The following is a 19,182-nucleotide window of genomic DNA, read 5'->3' as shown; positions in this document are numbered from 1 at the left end:
GTTGAGAAACGTGGCGCGATCTCGCGCCGAAGGAGTGTTGGGCGTGATCGAACAAATGCGGCGTATGACCCTTGCTGTGGCGGCGCTCGCCGGGCTCTCCGGCGTGGCCGGACAGGCGGAGGCCGCGCAGTGCGGCAACTCGGCGGCCGGGTTCGAGACCTGGAAGCGGGAATTCGCCCAGGAGGCGCGCGGCAAGGCCAGCGCGGCGAGCCTGGCGGCGCTGGAGACCACCAGCTACTCCACGGCGACGATCTCGGCCGACAGGGGCCAGCGCAGCTTCAAGCTGTCGCTGGAGCAGTTCCTGGCCAAGCGCGGCGGCCCGACCATCGTCTCGAAGGGGCGTCAGCTCAAGCGGACCCATGCCGCCCTGTTCGATTCGATCGAGCAGCGCTACGGCGTCCCCCCGGGTCCGCTCCTGGCGATCTGGGGCATGGAGACCGGCTTCGGCGCGGTCCGCGGCAACGTCAACACGCTCTCGGCGGTCGCGACGCTGGCCTATGATTGCCGCCGCTCCGAATACTTCACGGATCAGCTCTACGCGGCCCTGACCCTGGTCGACCGGGGCCTGCTGTCGTCGAGCACCCGCGGCGCCGCCCACGGCGAGGTCGGCCACACGCAGTTCCTGCCCAAGAACGTGCTGACCTACGGCACCGGCGACCTGAACAACGTCAACGCCGCCCTGTCGTCGACCGCGAACTTCCTGAAGGCGCATGGCTGGCGCCCGGGTGCCGGCTACCAGCCCGGCGAGCCGAACTTCGTGGCGCTCCAGGGCTGGAACGCGGCAACCGTCTACGAGCGGGCGATCGCGCAGCTCGGCAAGCAGATCGACAACGATTGAAGCTTGGCTGTTGGCGAATACTGTTCGGGCCAATCGGGTTGTACCGCTATTGGCCCGAAAATAGTCCCGATCGATCCTGAATCGACCACGCAGCTGCCGCAGAAAAGCCGGCCCGGTCCCGCTGTTTCGTCCCGGCGGGGCCGGCCGGCCCATCGATACCCATCGACGGTTCTCAGGGACCGCGGTGGCGATGATCCGGCAGGCGCCCGCTCCGCGACGAGAGCATTGGCGCCCGCATGGCTATCGACTCCGTGCCGCTCGGCGGCCCCACCACCCGGATGGCACGCCGCTCCTGTGCGGGCCCGCTGGCGGTCCTGACCGCGGCGGTCGCGCTGTCGGCCCTGGGGAGCGGGCTTCTTCAGCCGCCCCTTCAACGGGCCGACGACAGGCCGGCCGTTCCCGACCGCCAGAGCATGGGGGTCGAGTCGGCCCCGGATACCGTGCCGCTCGCGGCGGAAGCGCCGGTCGACGAGGCCTGGCGCGACGCGACCGGTGGTCCCCTGTCGCGCTGGGCGTGGTCGGGGATCGAACCTCCCCAGCCCTGTCGATTCCGGCCCCCGTGCCGGAGACCCAAATCACGGAGCCCCCGCGCACGGCGATGACCGTTCCGCTCCCGGTTCCGAGGCCGCCTGAATTCCGGTCCGCGCGCGGACCCGATCTCGGCCGCAGGGCCGAGCGGCGCGTGGCCCGACGCGAGCTGCCGCCGCTTCCGGCACAGCCCCGCGAGGACGACCGCTCGTTCCTGGAGAAACTGTTCGGCGTCGAGCGCGCACCTGCCCTGGCCTACGCGGCCCTCGAGAGCCGGCCGGCCGATCTCGTGCCGCAGCGGCGCATCTCGCCGCCGCTCGCCCCCACCGACACGCGCCCCACGGCCGGGACCGCGATCTACAACATCGCGGCCCGCATCGTTATTTTGCCGAACGGCGAGAAGCTCGAAGCGCATTCCGGCCTCGGGGAAGGCCTCGACGAGCCGCGGATGGTCAACGTGCGGATGCGCGGCCCGACACCGCCCGGCACCTACGACCTCCGGGAGCGGGAGCAGCTGTTCCATGGCGTGCGGGCGATCCGGCTCACCCCGGTCGGCGGCAACGAGGCCGTCTACGGCCGCGTCGGGCTGTTGGCCCATACGTTCATGCTCGGACCGCGCGGTGATTCGAACGGGTGCGTCTCGTTCCGCGACTACGAACGATTCCTGCAGGCTTACCTGCGGGGCGAAATCCAACGCCTCGTGGTGGTGGCTGGCACGCAGGATCCGCTGCCGAGCCTGGCCGCGAGCCCGGCCCGCACCCAGATCGCCCGGAACGGCAACTGAGGCGTCTCGGGCCGGCGCTGGTTCCCGCCATTGCGCATCAGGCGGCGGGGCCCCGGTTCCGTCACAGCGATTCGGCCTTGATGAGCGCCTCCACCGATTGCAGGAAGCTGCGGCGGGCCTCGGGCTTCGCGTCCCGCAGGTACGCGGCGATGAGCGCGAGCAGGTATCCGGTCCCCTCGTCGGCGACCTGGGCGACGGCGGCATCCTGCCCGCCACCGTAGAAGACCGATAACGGGAGGTCCAACGCGTCCGAGATGCGGGCCAGCCGCTCGCTGGGCTCAAACCGGGTGGTGTCGGAATCCCTCGTCATGAACACGTCTCCGGATACCGTCCGCGCAACGAACTGGCATACAAAATTTCAACTTCAATATTCTCCCTGTGAGTCATGTCGCCCGTGTCGACATGATCAAGCAAGATGCAAAATCGACGTCGGTGCCTAAAAACGGCTCACCGCGCCGAATCGATGGGTGTCTTTATACCGATTTGGTTCGATTGCACTAAGCTCGGCCGAGCCTATGCTATGCGATGAAACGACGTTGTGATGTAGCGGCCGTCTGAAATCCGTTCGCGCTTCCCTGCCGGACAGGATCCGATCGACGGGCCGGTTCAATCGGCCGTCAGATGCCGAGGCGACCGATCGCGGGCAGCTTGATGCCCGGACGGCGCAGATCGATCCCGGCGACGCCGCCGAGCAGGTTCAACTCCAGCCCTTCGACCCAGGCGAGCGTCAACCCGAGATAGCCGCCGAGGTTGATCCGGATACCGGTCCCGGACGGCGTCCACCCGATCCAGCGGCCGTCATAGGGAAAGTCCTTGCCGATCGCCGTGGCGGGGAGGCTGGCCCGCATCTCGGGCACCGCCGCCATCACGGCCGCCACGAAGGTGTTCGAGTTCGGACCCGGCCACACCACGTAATCTCCGGGGCGCGCGTAGCGGTACTCGGCCACGGCCTTGCGGATGCGCGGCAGCATCGCTTCCGCGTCGGACCCGTCCGCCGCGAACACGATCTCGGGCGGGTTGCCGAACCAGCGCCCGTCCGGGACGAAGCGGTCGATCCAGATCGGCTGGCCCCAGGCCGTGTAATCGAAGCGCCGGTATCTGCGTTCGCCGGTCCCCTTGATCACGATCCAGCTGTGGGTCGCCACGATCCCGCGCCAGCTCACGGTGCGGGCGGAGAAGATCCGGACGACGGCCGAGGGATTCGATTCGGCCGGCGGAAGCAGGCCGGCGCTGGACCGGTCCGCGGAGCGCCAGTCGCCGCTCGCGCGCAGCCAATACAGCGTGGCCGAGACCGCGACCGGCACCAGGAAGACGAGGACGAGCGCGAGGAACGCGAACCTGAGCAGGGACACGGGTTTGGCCGGGGCGTGATGGACGATGCTTCTCATGTAGGCACGGATCGGGCCCGTTCCCATGCGGCCGAACGGAGCGCGCTGGCCGGGCCCGCGTACGGTCACGACGGCTGGGACAACGCCTCGAGGAAAAGCGTCGTGGCCAGGAGGTCGGCGCACCCGCCGGGACTGAGCCGCGCCGACACGAAGCTGCGATGGATCCTCACGGCGCGGTCACGCCAACCCGGGTCGGCGATTCCCCCCGCTTCGAGGAAATCCGTCGCGGCGGCCTGCGCCCGGGCCAATCCTTCGGCGCCGCCGCGGTGAAGCAGGTTGGTGTCGTCCAGGATCGCGAGGAGCGCGAAGAAACACTGGACCCGTGCAGCCTGGGGATCGTCCGGCGCCTGGGCACGGCCGAGGCGCAGGGCCGGAAGGCCCACGGCCCGGATGGTCGGGAAACCGGCGGCGGCTTCCGCGCTGGCGCCCCCGACACCGTAGCGGCGGGCGGCCCGACCGCCATGGCTGTCGGCGGAAGTCTGCGCCCCCGCGATGGCCCCGCCCCACAGCCGGCCCACGGCCTCGGCCCGGGCCTCGGCCGAGGCCGGGATGTCCCCGGTGACACCGGCGCCGGCACAGATCAGCCCCAGGGCGAAGATCGCGCCGCGATGGGCGTTGACGCCGCCGGTCGCCTCCAGCATCGCCGCCTCGGCCCGCAACCCGATCGCCCGCAGCTCGTCCATTCCAGCGCCTTCGCGGCCGGCCGACACGAGCGCCACGAAGAACGGGCGGATCGCCGCCGCGCTCCGCCGCAGGGTGCCGGCATCCATGTCATGGTGGCTGCCGGAATCGACCGGGCTGACGAGACCGGGCTTGGGCCACGTCTCAAGCTCGTCGATGAGCGCCGCGTGCGCGAGATCCGCCACGCGCTCGGGCCAAGGGTCCGAAGCGTGCTGCATGTCCTGAACGCACAGGTCGAAGATGCGGCCTCTCCCATGCGGCTATGATCGATCGTGCTGCCCGGCCCCGCGCGATCTGCGGCCCGTGCAGATAACGGCTTGTCGGCAACGGTAAGCTGCTACGCACCACCCGCGCAGCGGTCAATCGAACCGCTGCGACGGGCGTCCGAGCGGGCCGCGCCCTCAAAGCCGTCAAAACGTTCCGACAAATCGCTCCGGCAATTGCCAAAGATCAGGCGCCTGCGCCCAACTCTTGCGCTCGATAGCGTCGGCGAATAGTCTCTTCGTCGTTTCGAAGAGATTTTCCCCGGCGCGCAGCTGGATGCGTCGTCTCGTGAGTCCGGCAAGCTCGGTCTTGATATGATCCCGAAACTCTGACGGCGGAATGGCGTGGTGCGAATCCGGAATACTGATCGGTGCGGCGGCGTTGCGCTTCTTCTGGCGCTCGAACAAGATATCGTTGTCGCAATGCGCAAGATGAAACAAGAACAGATCGCCGAATTTCGGTCGATGATCGTGGACGACACAGTGAAAACCGATATGCCAATCGGTACGCTTTGAGATCAGCGTCGCCTTGCAGAGGGACGAGATCGAGCGGATATATCCGCGTTGCAGCGATATCGGCCGCTGGAGGTCGATCGGTGCCTCACCCTCGACATGGCGGACGTCGGCGCCGAACAGATCGAGGACCGGCGGCACATCCCGCGACGCGATATAGTCCGACAGTGATGATGCGGCATCCGGGTCGGCAACGACCAATTCGTCGGTATCGGTGAAGAGCACGCATTTGAAACCGATGAACAACGAAGCACAAAAATCGCGAATTGTATTCACGCGCGCCCATTCGTCCAGCGGCGTCCTGGGCAACCGGATCCGGTTCGCTGGGATCCCCATCGTCGAGCCGTCATCGGATCCGTGATCGAGAACGTAACAGTTCTCGGCCCCGACCTGCCGGTCGTAATGCCTCAACCACAGCGGTAACATCGTGCTTTCATTGTAGGCCATGGTGACCACGGCGAGCGGCCTTTTCTGCACCGGACCTTTTCCTCCGCAACGAAATGTCGATCCTCCGCCGCCATCGTACGCGGCGGCACGCTAATGAGGAGCTAAGCTGAACATGGAGCGAGCGCCGCAACTGTTGCGATCTCTGAGCAAGGACGCGCGGATCATCGAGATCGGACCCAGTTTCAATCCACTTGCTCCGAAGCGCGACGGTTGGAACACGATCGTCGTCGACCACGCGTCACGCGAGGACCTCCTCCGGAAATACCATGATCAGACGATAGATCGGATCGAGGAGGTCGACATCGTCTGGACCGGCGGTTCTCTTGCCGATGCGGTCCCGAGCGATCAGCATGGACGTTTCGACGCCTTCATCGCCAGCCACGTCATCGAGCACACCACCGACATCGTGACGTTCCTGAAGGCCGCGGAGACGTTGCTGAAGCCGGATGGCGTCGTGATCCTGGCCGTGCCGGACAAACGCAAGTGCTTCGACTTCTACCGCCCGCTCTCCGGCACGGCAGACGCGATCACGGCGTTCCTCGAGCGCCGGGACCGGCACACGCTGCGCACGCATATCGACTACGCCTTGAACATGGCGTTGAAGCCGGGCGGTGCCGGCGCTTGGGCCGCCGGCGACTGCCAGCCGGCCGAACCGGTCTGCCCGCTTACCGACGCACCGCAATGGCATGCGGCCGCCCAGCGTCCCGATTACACCGACGCGCATGCCTGGGTGTTCGTGCCGTCGAGCTTCAGCCTGATGATCCTGGAATTGTCGCTGCTCGGCTATCTCGATCTTGCGGTCGAGGACATCCAGGAGCGGCATGCGACGGAGTTCTTCGTCTGGCTGCGCAAGGGTGCATCGCGCCCCTCCGACGACGAGGCCCAGCGGCAACGCACAGCCCTTATGCAGCGCGTGATCCTGGAACTGGCCGATCAGGCACGACAATTACCGGACGGGCCGCTCAGCGAGACGGCGGCGACTTTGCGCGACCGGCTCCTGCGCGCCGAATACCGCACGGCAGCGCTGAAGCGAGTGCTCGCGGCCGTGCAGGCCAGCACCAGTCGGTTCGGCCTGAAGCGCCGCCGGTTCAGGGAGCTGATCGCACTCGCCGGCCAGGACGTTCCCGCGAACGCCCTGGCTCCGATCCAGCACCAGATCCTGCTGAACGAGGCGACGAAGATCCTGCACTTGCGGAAAGCCTCCGACGATCCGGCGGGGCCCGGTGAGGACGATCCGACGCTGGCCGACAACGCGGTCCTGGTCGTGCCGATCGGCGCGGCGCAGTTCGCGGATCCGCTCCTGGCCGCCGAGCTGGCGCGGGAACGCCAGCGGTCGCTGGCTGTGCGGGTCGTGCTCGAAGCCGTGTCGAAATCCCTGGGCCCCCGCTCCTGGGACAAGAAACGGTTCAAGGCGATCATCGCCAAGGCCGCCCAGGAGACGCCCACCGAGGGCCCGGTCGCAGTGCGTCACGCGGTGCTGGCGGAGGAAAGCCGGAAGGTTCTCGGCGTCCCCCTCGCCTGAGGTGTCAGCGCGCCGGGGGCGCCCAGATTGCGAGGGCGGACGCGTCCACCGGACGGGGCAAGAGGCGTTCGGCCCGGAAGGCGTCGGCGATCTTCTGCTGCTCGGAGAGGCCGGTCCGGGTCACCGGCTCCACCCGGTAGCTGCGCCGCGCGTTCGCCCGCAGGATCACCTCCGGTTCGATCTTCCACAGGGGCGCCAGGCGCGCGGCCGCGTCGTCCGGCTGCGCCTTCACCCAGGCGCCGGTCTCGGCCAGCTGGACGAACAGCGCGGCAAGCACCGGACCGTTGGCGGCCACGTAGGGGTCGGCCGCGAGGTAGTAGCGCTTGTATTGTGACAGCCCGGTGCCGTCGCGCAGGACCCGCGCGCCGGATTGCTGCCGGGCGGCGGACAGGAACGGATCCCAGGCGACCCAGGCCTCGACGCCGCCGCTGGTGAGCGCGGCCCGGCCGTCCGCCGGCGTCAGGTAGGCCGGGGTGATGTCCTTGAAGGTCATGCCCGCCTCCGCGAGGGCGGCGAGCAGCAGGTAATGGCTGCCTGCACCCTTTGTGACGGCGACCCGCTGGCCGCGCAGGTCGGCCACTGTCTTGGCGGGCGAGGCTTCGGGCACCAGGATCGCCTGCGCGTCCGGGGAGGGCGCTTCCTGGGCGATGTAGGTGATCCGGGCCCCGGCTGCCTGCGCGAAGATCGGCACGGTGTCGGCCACGTCGGCCGAGACGTCGATCTGCCCGGCGTTCAGCGCCTCCATGATCGGAAGCCCGCTCGTGAATTCGTGCCAGGACAGCGCGGTCCCGTGGGGTGCCAGCGCCTTCTCCAGGTTGCCGTTCTGGCGCAGCAGCGCGATCAGCGTCGAGGACCGCTGGTAGCCGATCCGCAGTACCGTGGCCGCCCGGGCGGCGCGCTGAGGCGTGAGAAGGGCGACTGCGGCAAGGCCGGCGATCAGGCTTCGGCGGGAGGCGGGCATCGGGTGATCCGAGGTGGGGAGCGATGACGGCACTCTACCACCGGGCGCGGGCCTCCGGGGCAAGCGGCGGGTGTGACGCAGCCGGCCGATCCCGATCAGGTCGCCTGGCCGAGGATCTCCAGGATCGTCCGGCGCAGGCGAATGAGGTCGGGATCGTCCCTGTAGCGGGGGTAGGGGACCTCGACCGGGATTTCCGCCCGGATCGCGGCCGGGCGGTCGCCGAGCACGATCACGCGCTCGGCCAGGATCAGCGCCTCTTCGACGTCGTGCGTGACCAGCACTGCCGTGAAGCGTTTCTCCTGCCAGAGGCGCAGGATCTCGGCCTGCATGGCCAGCCGGGTCAGCGCGTCGAGCTTGCCCAACGGTTCGTCGAGGAGCAGCAACCGCGGCTCGTTGACCAGCGCCCGGGCCAGGGCCGCCCGCTGGGCCATGCCGCCGGAGAGTTGGTGCGGATAGGCGTCCGCGAAGCCGGACAGCCCGACGAGCCCCAAGGCCTGCTCGATCCGCGCCGCGCGGGCCGTCCGGCCGACGCCCTGGGCCTCGAGCCCGAGCGCCACGTTCCCGCGCACGGTCCGCCAGGGGTAGAGCGTCGGATCTTGGAAGACGAGCAGGCGGGACGGATCCGGCCCCTCGACCAGCTGGCCGTCGACCGTGATGGCGCCCTGGTCGGGCGGCTCCAGCCCGGCGACGAGCCTCAGCAGCGTGGACTTGCCGCATCCCGAGGGGCCCAGCAGAGCCACGAACCCGCCCGGCGCGACGGTGAGGCTGACGCGATCGAGCACCGACAGGGGCGCGCCGCGGATATCGAAGGCGTGGCTCACCGCCTCCGCGTGCAGGCTCGCGCCGAGAACCAGGTTCGCTGGACGTTCCAACGCGTCGGCTACCATTGCACCAGCCCCTTCTGCCACGCGAGCAGGCGGTCGCGCAGACGGAACAGCAGGGTGATCAGCGACGAGCACATCAGGGCCATCACGATCAGCGCCGCGTACATGTTGGCGTAGGCCGCCCAACCTTGCGCCCATTGCAGGTACCAGCCGAGGCCCGATTTCACGCCGAGCATCTCGGCCACCACCAGCACCGCGAAGGAGCCGCCGAGCCCCATGAACAGCCCGACGAAGACGTGCGGCAGCGCTGCCGGGATCGCCACCCGCAGGATGAGGAAGCTGCGCGAGGCACCGAGCGTCCGCGCCACGTCGAAATAGGCCTTGTTGACGCCTGCCACCCCGGACCAGGTCAGCACCGTCACCGGGAAGCCGGTGGCCAGAGCGACCAGGAAGGTGCTGGCCGACCACGAAGACGGGAAGACGAAGAAGGCGAGCGGCAGCCACGCGGTCGCCGGGAGCGGGCCGACGAAGCGCAGCACCGGATGCGCCCAGTAGCCGACCGCCTTGGAGGTTCCGATGGCGACGCCGAGGACGAAGCCGACGCTCGACCCGATGGCGTAGCCGCCCGCCAGCAGGATCAGCGAGTTCAGCGTGCTGCCGCCGAGCTTTCGCCAATCGTCGAGGAATACCTCCAGGATCGCCTGGGGCGGCGGGAAGAACGGCATCGGCAGGAGATCGAGCTTCGCCGTGACCAGTTCCCAGTCCAGAAGGGCGACGGCCACCGCAGCCAGCCACGGGCTCCCGTGCCGCAGACGCGCCCCGATCGTGCCGAGCGAGCCGGCGAGGAGACCCAGCGGCAGCAGCGCGAGCCCGATGGCTGCCGATCCCTGCGCGAATACGGCCGTCCTCGGGAAGTCGCCCGCCTCGGGCAACTGCGATGTCAGGCCCGCGAGCGCCAGCCAGGCGAGGCCGGCCAGGACGATGCGCCAGGGCGGACCAGAAAGGCGAGCGGGTTCGGCGGCGGTGCTGCGCGGGGCCGTCCCGGCGGTGATGCTTCCGGACATGAGGCGGCTCAGCTCAGCACGTCGGCGTAGATCCGCTCGGCGAACTTCGCCGTATCGGTCGAGCGCTTCAGGACGTTCACCAGCTTCAGCTCATCGCCGTAACGGGCGAGTTGCTCCTTGAGACGGCCGCCGACCGGACTGTCGCCGTGCTGCTGGCTGCGCAGCATCGTGGCCAGATCCTCGATGGATCCCTTGCCGCCATACCCGGCAAAGGCCTTCGCGGCCGCTTCCGGGTTCTCGTGGACGGCGTGGCCGCCCTCCAGGATCGCCCGGGTAAGGGACGCGGCGACCGCCCGGTCGTTCCGCAACAGGCTGCCGCGGACCGCCACGACGCAGCAGGTGCGGTCCGCGTATTCCCCCGACAGGTTCGTCGCGATCTCGGTGAAGCGCGGGTCCTTCAACCAGATCCAGGTGCGCGGGTCGCCGTCGGCCAGGGCCTGCGCCTCACCCTTCTGCACGGCGAGATTCAACAGGTCGGCCGGGTATTGCCGCCACGTGACGCCGCTGTCGGGGTCGATCCCGACCTTGGCCAGCTGAAGGCTGAAGAAGTTTTTGGCTGGGCTCGCCTGGTCGCTGATCGCGATGGTCTTGCCCTTGAGCGATTCGATGTCGGTGATGCCGCTGGACCTGTCGGCCAGCAGCCTCAGGCAGCCGCCATGCAGGCCGGCGGTGATCTTCACGTCGAAACCCTGCTCCAGGGGCTTGAGCCAGCGTAGAGCCATGCCGATCCCGGCATCAGCTTTGCCCGTTGCGATGGCCTCCAGGAGGGCCTCGGTCGCACCGCCGAAATTGACGAACTCGACGTCGAGGCCGTGCTTGGCGAAGATGCCCTGCTCCTTGGCGAGCGGGGCGGCGGCGGTGCAGATCGCCGTGGCGTTCCAGGCCAGCTTGACCGGCCGCAGCGGGCCCGATGGAGCCTCGACCGCCGCTGGCCGGCAGAGCGGACCGGGATCGAACGGCGCGCCGGGTCCGGGCGCCCAGGCCTGGCTCGCGCCCATCCCCAAGCCGAACGGGGCGGCCATCGCGGCGACGCCCGCCCGCAGCATCAGACGGCGCGAGGGTATACGGCCGCACGCTTCGGATCCCGAATCTGACGGGTCGTCGATCATCGCACGTCTCCGGGCCGCGCGAACGCGCGGTAGGCTGGGCCGACGCAGGAGGTGGCCCGACCGCGCGGCCGAGCACATCGTGCATCCTCAATTCGGGTGAATGATCCGTCGAGGGATCAACGGATCCAATATTCAGTCAGGCCGACGCCGAGTCAATGAAAGCGTCTTCTGATCTTTTCGTGGACTCGGAAACGTTTTTCGCTTGCTTGCCCGAAAGACGCGGATGATCTCCAGCGCCGCCCCCGGCGGCGGATCACTTCAGGCGGTGCCGACGCGATATTGGCGTGGCGGCTCGGTGCCGTTCACCGCGAAGGCGCCGACGATCCGGTCCCGGTAGATCCGTGGGTTGTGCGACGCGATGGTGCGGGCGTTGCGCCAGTAGCGGTCGAGGCCGAGCCCCTGCTTCACCGCCGAAGCGCCCAGCGCGTCGAACAGGATCGTGGTCGCCTCCAGCACGAGGTTGGTGACCACCGTGACCGCCTGGTTGACCTCGACATCGGCGAGCGCCGTGGCGCGCACCGCCTGCGCCTCGGTCCCCCGGCCACCCGCGTCGCGGTGCAGCTCATGTGCGCGCTGCAGGGCCTCGGCCGCCTTCAGCGCCACGGCGCCGGCCGCGTAGGCGTTGCCGCGCACCCGGCCGACCACGGCCAGGATCTGCGGATCCTCGGCATTCCGCCCGGCATTGCCGTGGCTGTAGACACGGGTCCGCTCGGCCACCAGGCGCCCGACATCCTCGGCGGCGGCACGCCCGATGCCGGCGAGCGTCGCGAGGTGGACGAGCTGGAAGAACGCCATCGCGTAGGGGAAGCGGGCCGGATCGGGCTTGATCAGGTCGGGCGGCAGGACGACGTCGTCGAACCGGATCGTGCCGCTCGCGGTGAGCGCCTGGCCGAACCCGTCCCAGTCGTCGACGATCGCGACGCCGGGCGCCCCGGTCGGGACAGCCGCCACCAGGGCCGCCCCGTCCTCGTCATCGGCCGAGAGGTGGATGTAGTCCGCGAACAGGGAGCCAGTGGTGTAGAATTTTCTGCCCGACACGACCCGCTCGGCACCCCGCCGACGGACAACCGTATCGAACTGGCCGACCTTGGCGGATCCGGTCTCGGAGACACCGCTGCCCACGGTCTCGCCGGCGGCGATCCTGGCGATCCAGCGGGTCCGCCAGTCCGGCGCGGTCGAGCCGAGCACGTCCTCGGTGAAGCCGAAATGGGCGCGCAGGGCGTTGGTGACATTGGAATCGGCCTGCGACAGCTCGATCAGCAGGTTGAACAGCTCGGGCAGGCTGGCCCCGTGGCCACCGGCCTCGGACGGCAGGCGCAACGTGGTGAAGCCGACCTCCTTCAGCCACCCGATCTCGGCATGCGGCAGGCGGTGCGTGCGGTCGCGCTCAACCGCGGTGGCGCGGATCCCGGCGAAGGTGGGCCGGAAGCGCGCGGCCAGATCCTCGTAGCGCTCGCTCGGGCCAGCGCCCCAACCCGCATCCCACTGCGCCATCGCCTGAAGCTTTCCACGTTGATCGACGCTGCCGAAAACCTGCAGGCCTTCGGGGCGGGACCTATGGATTCGCCAAGTCGAGCCACGATCTCAAGCCGGATCGCGGGAAAAACGACCGTCGTCGATCGATTTGGAACCTCGATCTCCTGACGAACGACTGCATGAACGCGTGGTTCTCGCGGCGCGCTCTTCGGCGGAACATCGTTCGAGCCGGAAAGCGGCACGCTCGGCCCAGTCCGGACTTATCGAGGCCCCGCGCGCGGAAAACGCTCAGCGGTGCCGCCGGACGAATCGCGTCGCGAACCACGGCCGGGTGCGCGCGGGGCGGTGCGTCCGCTACCAGCTCGGCAGCACGGTGCTGCCGAACGTCTTCTCGATGAACGCCTTGACCTCGGGGCTGCGGTAGCTGTCCACGAGCGCCTTCACCCAGGGCTGGTCGCGGTCGGCCTCGCGGACCGCCAGGAGGTTGACGTAGGGGCCCTTCGGCTCCTCCTTCAGGATCGCGTCCGAGGGCTTCAGGCCGGCGGGCGTGGCGAAGTTGGTGTTCACCGCGGCGGCGTCGACATCGTCCAGGGACCGGGGCGTCTGCGCCGCGTCGACCTCGATGAACCGGAGCTTGCGCGGGTTCTCGACGATGTCGGCCACCGTCGGCTTGAACCCGGTGCCGGCTCTCAGCTTGATCACGCCCTTGTCCTGCAGGAGCAGCAGCGAGCGGCCGCCATTGGTCGGGTCGTTCTGGATCGCCACCGTGCCGCCGGTCGGCACCGCGTCGAAGGTCTTGTGGCGCTTCGAGTAGATCCCGAGCGGGAAGTTCACCGTCGTGGCTGCGGCGACGATCTTGTAGCCGCGGTCGGCCTTCTGATTGTCGAGGAAGGGCTGGTTCTGGAATGAGTTCGCCTCGATCTCGCCGGCCGAGAGCGCCTCGTTCGGCACCACGTAGTCGGAGAACTCGATGATCTGCAGGTCGAGGCCGTTGCGCGCCGCGACGGGTTTCGCCGCCTCGAGGATCTGCCCGTGCGGCCCCGGCGTGGCGCCGATGCGGACACGCTTCAGGGCCTCCGCGTGCCCGATACCGGGCATCATGAGGAGGGCGGCAAGCACCAGGCGACGCAACATGGCGGACGATCTCGCGATTTCGGGGCCGACGTCTTATGCGGATCAGCTCTGGCGGTGGCGCCGGTTGAGCCGGCGCGCCAGGCGCTCGCCCGCACTCTGGAACACCTGCACGAGCACGATCAGGACGACCACGACCGCCAGCATCATGTCGGGCCGGAAGCGCTGGTAGCCGTAGCGGATGCCGAGGTCGCCGAGCCCGCCGCCGCCGACCGCGCCGGCCATGGCCGAGTAGCCGACCAGCGACACCACCGCGAGGGTCAGCCCCAGGACGATGCCGGGCAGCGCCTCCGGGATCAGCACCTTGCGGATGATCTGCGCCGGGCTCGCCCCGAACGCCCGGGCGGCCTCGACCAGGCCGTGATCGACCTCGCGGATCGCCGCCTCGACCAGCCGCGCGATGTAGGGCGTGGCCGCCACCGTCAGCGGCACGCTGGCGGCATAGGTTCCGATCGAGGTGCCCGCCACCAGGCGGGTGAACGGAATGATCGCCACGACCAGGATGATGAAGGGCGTCGAGCGCGTCGCGTTGACGATCACCCCGAGGGCAGCGTTCAGCGCGGGCGCCGCCAGCAGCTCGCCGCGCTGGCTCGTCGCCAGGAACACCCCCAGCGGCAGGCCGAACAGCGTGCCGATGGCGGCCGCGAGCGCCACCATGGTCAGCGTGTCGGCGGTGGCCTGGACCAGGAGGGCGATGAGTTCAGGCGACACGGGCGGCTCCCTGCGCGACGTCTTGGGCGACGTCCTGGGCCGGCGGGAGATAGCCGAGGAATTCGGCCGGGATGCCGAGCGCGGCGAGATAGGCCTGGGCCCGCGCGGTGACGTCCGGCCCCGGCGACAGGCCGAGCGCCAGGGAGCCAAAGCGCCGGCCGGCGATCTCGTCCACCGCGCCGGCCAGGATCACCGCCTCGATCCCGGTCTCGCGGGCGAGCCGGGCGATGATCGCAGTGTCGGCCTGCGCCCCCGCAGCGCGAGGCGCAGCACCGGCACGCCGCCGGGGCGCGGATCGGCGGAGATCCGTTCGGCCAGCGCGGCCGGCAGGTCGAGGCCGACCTCGCCGGCGAGGAGGCTGCGGGTCACCTCGGCCTGCGGCCGGGTGAACACCTCGTAGACCGTGCCGCGCTCCACGATCGCGCCGTGGTCGATCACCGCGACGTCGTCCGCCACCGCCCGGATCACCGACATCTCGTGGGTGATGAGCACGATGGTCAGGCCGAGGTCGCGATTGATCCGCTTCAGCAGCGCCAGGATCGCGCGGGTCGTCTCCGGGTCGAGGGCAGAGGTGGCCTCGTCCGAGAGCAGCACGTCCGGCTCGGTCGCGAGCGCCCGCGCGATGCCCACGCGCTGCTTCTGCCCGCCCGACAGCTCCGCCGGGTATCGCCCGGCCTGGGCCTCCAGCCCGACGCGGGCGAGCAGTTCCGCCACGCGGGCGCGGATCGCCGCGCGTTTCCAGCCCGCGAGTTCCAGGGGGAGGGCGACGTTGTCGGCCACATTCCGCGAGGACAGCAGGTTGAAGTGCTGGAAGATCATGCCGACCCGGGCCCGCACGGTCCGCAATTCCCGCTCGGGCAGGCTCGACACCTCCGCGTCGCCGACCATCACCCGCCCTGCGCTCGGCCGTTCGAGGCCGTTGATCAGGCGGATCAGCGTCGACTTGCCCGCACCGGAGCGCCCGATCACCCCGAGGATGGTCCCCGCCGGAACGGACAGGTCGATCCCGGACAGCGCCGTGACCAGCGCCGCGCCCTTCCGCGCCGGATAGGTCTTCGAGACGTTCTCGAACCGGATCAGCGGCACGTCGGCGGGTTCGCGGGGCGACGGCAGGGTGGACACAGCCTGTGGGTGCTCCTCGAGCGGGACCCGCGGGTCCGCAATATGATCGGGTGATCTGAGAGCAAGCTGTATGACGTTCGACGCCGAGCGGGGTCAAGGAAAGCCGGGTACATAGTTCGCCGCCGGCAGAGACTATTTTTTCACAATCCTGCTAGACGGCAGAGAATTATTCCATCTCGCATCGGCGGGCGACTGCACTCGCGGCCGAGAGAGCAGCGAACAGGTCCGCCGAAAACTCTGTCTTCAGAAATCTCCGTCCCCCGTCTTGCGGATCATGGAGAACGTCTGCTCTTCGAATCGCTGCGCATTCGAAACCTTGTTTCATTGATCGCACCCCGCCCGCGGGTTTCAATAGTGATCGCGCACTTTAGCCACCGTCGAACCGGCCCTTTCGGTTTCGGCACGCACGCGGACGGGCGCTGGCCGACCGGAGACCACCATGACCGACGATATGCCCGCTGGAAGGTCCCCGTCCCGCCGAAGCCTCCTCTTGGCCGGTCTGGGCGCGGCGGCGTTGCCCCTCGCGTCGCCCGCGGTGCTTGCAGCGGCGCGCGAGGTGAAGATCAGCATGCAGCGCTCCTCGGTGCTGTTCACGATCCTCAAGGTGAAGGGCACCCTGGCCGAGCGCTTGGCGCCGCTGGGCTTCACGCCGACCTGGCACCTGTTCACCAACGTCCTCGAACCGATGAATGCCGGCGCGGTCGACATCCACGCCGACGTCGCCGATGCGGTGCCGATCTTCACGCAGTCTGCGCGGGCGCCGCTGACCTTCTACGCCCGCGAGCGCGGCGCGCCGGCCGCCGAAGCGATCATCGTGCCGGCGAACTCATCGATCCGCACCGTCGCCGACCTCAAGGGCCGAACGGTAGGCGTCTCGCGCGGGTCCGGCAGCCATTACGTCCTGGCCGCGGCGCTGAAGAGGGCCGGCCTCGGCTTCGACGACATCCGGCCGGTCTATCTCCAAGCGCCCGAGGGGGCCGCCGCGTTCGAGCAGGGCAGCCTCGATGCCTGGTCGATCTGGGACCCGTTCCTGGCCTTCGCCGAGGCCAAGCGGCCGGTGCGCACCATCGCCGACGGAACAGGCCTGACCAGCTACCACCGCTATTACCTCGCGAACGACAGCTTCGTCGCCGCCCATCCGGAGGTGGTGGCCATCGTGTACCGGGCCCTTGTCGAGGCCGGCCAGTGGGCGAAGGCCAACCCGGATGCGGCGGTGGCGCTGCTCGCCCCCGTCTGGGGCGACCTGCCCCCCGCCGTCGTGGCCGCGGCCAACGCCCGGCGCACTTACCTGGTAGAGCCGGTGGAGCGAGCTCAGCTCGGCGAGCAGCAGGCGATCGCCGACACCTTCCTCGACGCCAAGTTGATCCCGCGCCGGATCGACGCCACCGCCATCCCGGTCTGGACGCCGCCGGCGGAGAGGGGCTGACTCGATGGCCGACGCACCCCGTTTCGGCATCTGGGCCGCCGTCCACGGCTCCCGGGCCGCCCACCACGACCCCGACGAGCCGGACGACGCGAGCTGGGAGCGCAACCGCGCCCTGGTGCTCGAAGCCGAGGCGCTGGGCTTCGATTCCGTGCTGGTCGCGCAGCACACGATGAACCCCTACGACGAGGCGCGCGACCAGCTCGAAGCCTGGACCGCCGCGGCGGCCTTGGCGGCCCTGACCCGGCGCATCGAGATCATCGCGGCGATCAAGCCGGGCCTGTACCACCCGGTGGTGCTGGCCAAGATGGCCCTCCAGATCGAGCATATCAGCGGCGGTCGCTTCGCGCTGAACCTCGTGAATGCCTGGAACCGTGCCGAGTTCGAGCGGGCCGGCCTACCGTTCCCGGCCCATGACGACCGCTATGCCTACGGGCGTGCGTGGATCGGCCTCGTGGACCGCCTGATGCGGGGTGAGCGCGTCACCGCGTCGGACGCGCATTTCCAGGTCCAGGACTACCAGCTTCGCCCGGCCGGCACCCATCGGCCGCGGCCTCGGATCTATGTCGGCGGCGAATCCGAACCCGCCCGGGCGCTGGCGGCCGACCATGCCGACGTCTGGTTCATCAACGGCCAGCCGCTGGATGACGTCCGTGAATTGATCGCCGACATGCACCGCCGGCACGCGGCCAACGGGCCTTTGCGCTACGGCCTCTCGGCCTTCGTCATCGCCCGCGAGACCGACGCGGCGGCACAAGCCGAGCAGGACCGCCTCCTCGCCCTGGCGCAGCGCGACGCGGCGTTGCGCGCCGACACCCGCGCCCGGACCGATACGGCGAGCGTGATGTTCGCCAAGACCGACGCGGCGGCGAGCCGCCATGTCGGCACCAACGGCGGCACCGCGGCCGGGCTGGTGGGCAGCTACGAGACGGTGGCGGCCCGCATCCGCGCCTTCCACGAGGCCGGCATCGCCCTGTTCATGCTGCAGTTCCAGCCGTTCGAGGCCGAGATGCGCCAGTTCGCCGAGCACGTCCTGCCGCGCGTCCGCTGATCCGGGACCTTCGATGACCGCGCAGCGCCAGCTTCACCTCAACGTCAACCTGCTGCATTCCGGCGTCTATCCCTCGGCCTGGCGATTGCCGGACAGCCGGCCGGACGCCTTCATCGACATCGACCACTACGTGCGCGTCGCCCGCATCGCGGAGCGGGGCAAGTTCGATGCGATCTTCCTGGCCGACACGCCGGCGATCAACGACCGGATCGACTACCGGCCGTTCATGGCGCTCGAACCGACCATCGTTCTGGCGAGCGTGGCCGCTGCGACCACCCATGTCGGGCTGATCGCCACTGCTTCGACCAGCTACAACGAGCCCTACAACCTGGCCCGGCGCTTCGCGACGCTCGACCTCGTCAGCCGCGGCCGGGTCGGGTGGAACGTGGTGACCACGGCGGATGCCGCCGCCGGCCGTAATTTCGGCTTCGCCGGGGTTTCCGAGCACGGGGCGCGCTACGCCCGCGCCCGCGAGTTCACGGAGGTCGTCCACGCCCTCTGGGACAGCTGGGAGGACGACGCCCTGGTGGGCGACAAGGCGAGCGGGCGCTTCGCCGACGGCGACAAGGTCCACGCGATCGACCATCGCGGCGTCCACTACAGAGTCGCCGGCCCGCTCACCGTGCCGCGCTCGCCTCAGGGACGCCCCGTGACCGTCCAGGCCGGCGGCTCGGAGGACGGCCGCGCACTGGCCGCCGCCACCGCGGACGCGGTGTTCTCCCTCGCCCAGACCATCCCGGACGGCGCGGCCTATGCGGCCGACTTGCGTGCCCGGGCCGCGCGGTACGGCCGCGATCCGGCCGCCATCGTGGTGCTGCCCGGCCTCGCCACGGTGATCGGCGCCACAGAGGCCGAGGCGCGTCGGCGCCAGGACGCGCTGTGGGAGCTGGTTCCGCTGGAATACAGCGTGGCGCGCCTTGCCGGGACGCTCCGGATCGACCCAGAGCGACTCCACCTCGACAAGCCGCTGCCCGATCCGCTGCCGCTGCCGCCCGATGCCAACCACACGATGTTCGCCGGCACCGTCGCGCTGGCCCGACGGGACAATCTGACGGTGCGTGCGTTGCTCCGCGCCCTCGGCGGCGGGGTCGGGCACCGCATCGTCGTGGGCACGCCAGAGCAGATCGCCGACGACATCGAGACCTGGTTCCGGGCGGGCGCCGCCGACGGGTTCAACCTGATGCCGGACGTCCTGCCGGAAGGCCTCGAAACCTTCGTGGACGCTGTCGTACCGATCCTGCAACGGCGCGGTCTGTTTCGGAGGGAGTATGGCGGCGTGACGCTCCGGGACCATCTCGGCCTCGATCGCCCGGCCTGGAAGCCTGCCGCCAACAGGGTTTAGCTGC

At 69.5% G+C, this 19,182-nt stretch carries 16 protein-coding genes and 2 pseudogenes; 6 read left to right on the top strand and 12 right to left on the bottom strand.

From position 1 onward, the window contains the following. The first annotated feature begins 55 nt into the window (after positions 1-55). Both FVA80_RS14210 and FVA80_RS14205 read left to right on the top strand, forming a co-directional pair. Positions 56-838, top strand: coding sequence for a lytic transglycosylase domain-containing protein (locus tag FVA80_RS14210; protein ID WP_187193687.1), 783 nt, complete (start codon positions 56-58; stop codon positions 836-838). Positions 839-1,074: 236 nt separating this feature from the next. Next, a pseudogene (locus tag FVA80_RS14205) lies at positions 1,075-2,150 on the top strand (tlde1 domain-containing protein). A 61-nt stretch (positions 2,151-2,211) separates the two neighbouring features. Here FVA80_RS14205 and FVA80_RS14200 read toward each other — a convergent pair. The 4 genes from FVA80_RS14200 to FVA80_RS14185 all read right to left on the bottom strand — a co-directional run bounded on the left by FVA80_RS14200 (position 2,212) and on the right by FVA80_RS14185 (position 5,472). Next, positions 2,212-2,460: a hypothetical protein gene (locus tag FVA80_RS14200; protein WP_147908280.1), complete on the bottom strand. Its 249-nt coding sequence runs from the start codon at positions 2,458-2,460 to the stop codon at positions 2,212-2,214. A gap of 307 nt (positions 2,461-2,767) precedes the next feature. Next, on the bottom strand, positions 2,768-3,502 hold the full coding sequence (locus tag FVA80_RS14195; protein ID WP_147908302.1) for a DUF3750 domain-containing protein: 735 nt from the start codon (positions 3,500-3,502) through the stop codon (positions 2,768-2,770). 101 nt (positions 3,503-3,603) lie between these two features. Beyond that, positions 3,604-4,437, bottom strand: a complete 834-nt coding sequence (gene mdcB, locus FVA80_RS14190; RefSeq protein WP_147908279.1) for a triphosphoribosyl-dephospho-CoA synthase MdcB — start codon at positions 4,435-4,437, stop codon at positions 3,604-3,606. A gap of 192 nt (positions 4,438-4,629) precedes the next feature. After that, positions 4,630-5,472, bottom strand: coding sequence for a glycosyltransferase family 2 protein (locus FVA80_RS14185; protein ID WP_147908278.1), 843 nt, complete (start codon positions 5,470-5,472; stop codon positions 4,630-4,632). Positions 5,473-5,554: 82 nt separating this feature from the next. Between FVA80_RS14185 and FVA80_RS14180 the strand changes: the two genes are divergently transcribed. Further along, entirely contained in the window at positions 5,555-6,964 is a 1,410-nt protein-coding gene (locus FVA80_RS14180) for a methyltransferase domain-containing protein (RefSeq protein ID WP_147908277.1), read from the top strand. Between the two features lie 4 nt (positions 6,965-6,968). Here FVA80_RS14180 and FVA80_RS14175 read toward each other — a convergent pair whose 3' ends face one another. From FVA80_RS14175 to FVA80_RS14140, 8 genes and pseudogenes are all read right to left on the bottom strand, one after another. Then, on the bottom strand, positions 6,969-7,925 hold the full coding sequence (locus tag FVA80_RS14175; RefSeq protein WP_147908276.1) for an aliphatic sulfonate ABC transporter substrate-binding protein: 957 nt from the start codon (positions 7,923-7,925) through the stop codon (positions 6,969-6,971). Positions 7,926-8,020: 95 nt separating this feature from the next. Next, positions 8,021-8,812, bottom strand: a complete 792-nt coding sequence (locus FVA80_RS14170; RefSeq protein WP_147908275.1) for an ABC transporter ATP-binding protein — start codon at positions 8,810-8,812, stop codon at positions 8,021-8,023. Further along, the gene (locus tag FVA80_RS14165; protein ID WP_147908274.1) at positions 8,806-9,813 is read right to left on the bottom strand and encodes an ABC transporter permease subunit; all 1,008 of its coding nucleotides are present in this window, start codon (positions 9,811-9,813) and stop codon (positions 8,806-8,808) included. The genes FVA80_RS14170 and FVA80_RS14165 overlap by 7 nt, the downstream gene beginning before the upstream one ends. Positions 9,814-9,821: 8 nt before the next feature. After that, positions 9,822-10,922 carry an ABC transporter substrate-binding protein gene (locus tag FVA80_RS14160; protein WP_147908273.1) on the bottom strand — a complete coding sequence of 367 codons (1,101 nt, stop codon included), beginning with the start codon at positions 10,920-10,922 and terminating at the stop codon, positions 9,822-9,824. A gap of 258 nt (positions 10,923-11,180) precedes the next feature. Further along, the gene (locus tag FVA80_RS14155) at positions 11,181-12,416 is read right to left on the bottom strand and encodes an acyl-CoA dehydrogenase family protein (protein ID WP_147908272.1); all 1,236 of its coding nucleotides are present in this window, start codon (positions 12,414-12,416) and stop codon (positions 11,181-11,183) included. A 336-nt stretch (positions 12,417-12,752) separates the two neighbouring features. Beyond that, the gene (locus FVA80_RS14150) at positions 12,753-13,532 is read right to left on the bottom strand and encodes a MetQ/NlpA family ABC transporter substrate-binding protein (protein ID WP_147908271.1); all 780 of its coding nucleotides are present in this window, start codon (positions 13,530-13,532) and stop codon (positions 12,753-12,755) included. A 42-nt stretch (positions 13,533-13,574) separates the two neighbouring features. Then, positions 13,575-14,240 carry a methionine ABC transporter permease gene (locus FVA80_RS14145; protein WP_147908270.1) on the bottom strand — a complete coding sequence of 222 codons (666 nt, stop codon included), beginning with the start codon at positions 14,238-14,240 and terminating at the stop codon, positions 13,575-13,577. Next, a pseudogene (locus FVA80_RS14140) lies at positions 14,230-15,362 on the bottom strand (methionine ABC transporter ATP-binding protein). Before FVA80_RS14140 ends, FVA80_RS14145 begins: the two are co-directional and overlap by 11 nt. Before the next feature lie 439 nt (positions 15,363-15,801). On the opposite strand from FVA80_RS14140, the gene FVA80_RS14135 reads away from it, so the two are divergent. Genes FVA80_RS14135 through FVA80_RS14125 form a run of 3 tightly spaced genes read left to right on the top strand, consistent with a single transcriptional unit; the run spans position 15,802 to position 19,178 of the window. Then, positions 15,802-16,788 (top strand): ABC transporter substrate-binding protein, encoded by a 987-nt coding sequence (locus FVA80_RS14135; RefSeq protein WP_147908268.1) that lies wholly within the window; start codon positions 15,802-15,804, stop codon positions 16,786-16,788. A gap of 4 nt (positions 16,789-16,792) precedes the next feature. After that, positions 16,793-17,836 (top strand): LLM class flavin-dependent oxidoreductase, encoded by a 1,044-nt coding sequence (locus tag FVA80_RS14130; RefSeq protein WP_147908267.1) that lies wholly within the window; start codon positions 16,793-16,795, stop codon positions 17,834-17,836. A gap of 13 nt (positions 17,837-17,849) precedes the next feature. Further along, positions 17,850-19,178 (top strand): LLM class flavin-dependent oxidoreductase, encoded by a 1,329-nt coding sequence (locus FVA80_RS14125; RefSeq protein ID WP_147908266.1) that lies wholly within the window; start codon positions 17,850-17,852, stop codon positions 19,176-19,178. Positions 19,179-19,182 lie beyond the last annotated feature (4 nt).

The sequence above is a fragment of the Methylobacterium sp. WL1 genome (genome assembly GCF_008000895.1).
GTDB lineage: Bacteria > Pseudomonadota > Alphaproteobacteria > Rhizobiales > Beijerinckiaceae > Methylobacterium.
This window is presented reverse-complemented; position numbering and strand designations above follow the sequence as displayed.

Coding starts and splice junctions, on each gene's coding strand:
- FVA80_RS14210 (WP_187193687.1), top strand. CDS start 56: ATGCGGCGTATGACCCTTGCTGTGGCGGCGCTCGCCGGGCTCTCCGGC.
- FVA80_RS14200 (WP_147908280.1), bottom strand. CDS start 2,460: ATGACGAGGGATTCCGACACCACCCGGTTTGAGCCCAGCGAGCGGCTG.
- mdcB (WP_147908279.1), bottom strand. CDS start 4,437: ATGCAGCACGCTTCGGACCCTTGGCCCGAGCGCGTGGCGGATCTCGCG.
- FVA80_RS14180 (WP_147908277.1), top strand. CDS start 5,555: ATGGAGCGAGCGCCGCAACTGTTGCGATCTCTGAGCAAGGACGCGCGG.
- FVA80_RS14175 (WP_147908276.1), bottom strand. CDS start 7,925: ATGCCCGCCTCCCGCCGAAGCCTGATCGCCGGCCTTGCCGCAGTCGCC.
- FVA80_RS14170 (WP_147908275.1), bottom strand. CDS start 8,812: ATGGTAGCCGACGCGTTGGAACGTCCAGCGAACCTGGTTCTCGGCGCG.
- FVA80_RS14165 (WP_147908274.1), bottom strand. CDS start 9,813: ATGTCCGGAAGCATCACCGCCGGGACGGCCCCGCGCAGCACCGCCGCC.
- FVA80_RS14160 (WP_147908273.1), bottom strand. CDS start 10,922: ATGATCGACGACCCGTCAGATTCGGGATCCGAAGCGTGCGGCCGTATA.
- FVA80_RS14155 (WP_147908272.1), bottom strand. CDS start 12,416: ATGGCGCAGTGGGATGCGGGTTGGGGCGCTGGCCCGAGCGAGCGCTAC.
- FVA80_RS14150 (WP_147908271.1), bottom strand. CDS start 13,532: ATGTTGCGTCGCCTGGTGCTTGCCGCCCTCCTCATGATGCCCGGTATC.
- FVA80_RS14135 (WP_147908268.1), top strand. CDS start 15,802: ATGACCGACGATATGCCCGCTGGAAGGTCCCCGTCCCGCCGAAGCCTC.
- FVA80_RS14130 (WP_147908267.1), top strand. CDS start 16,793: ATGGCCGACGCACCCCGTTTCGGCATCTGGGCCGCCGTCCACGGCTCC.
- FVA80_RS14125 (WP_147908266.1), top strand. CDS start 17,850: ATGACCGCGCAGCGCCAGCTTCACCTCAACGTCAACCTGCTGCATTCC.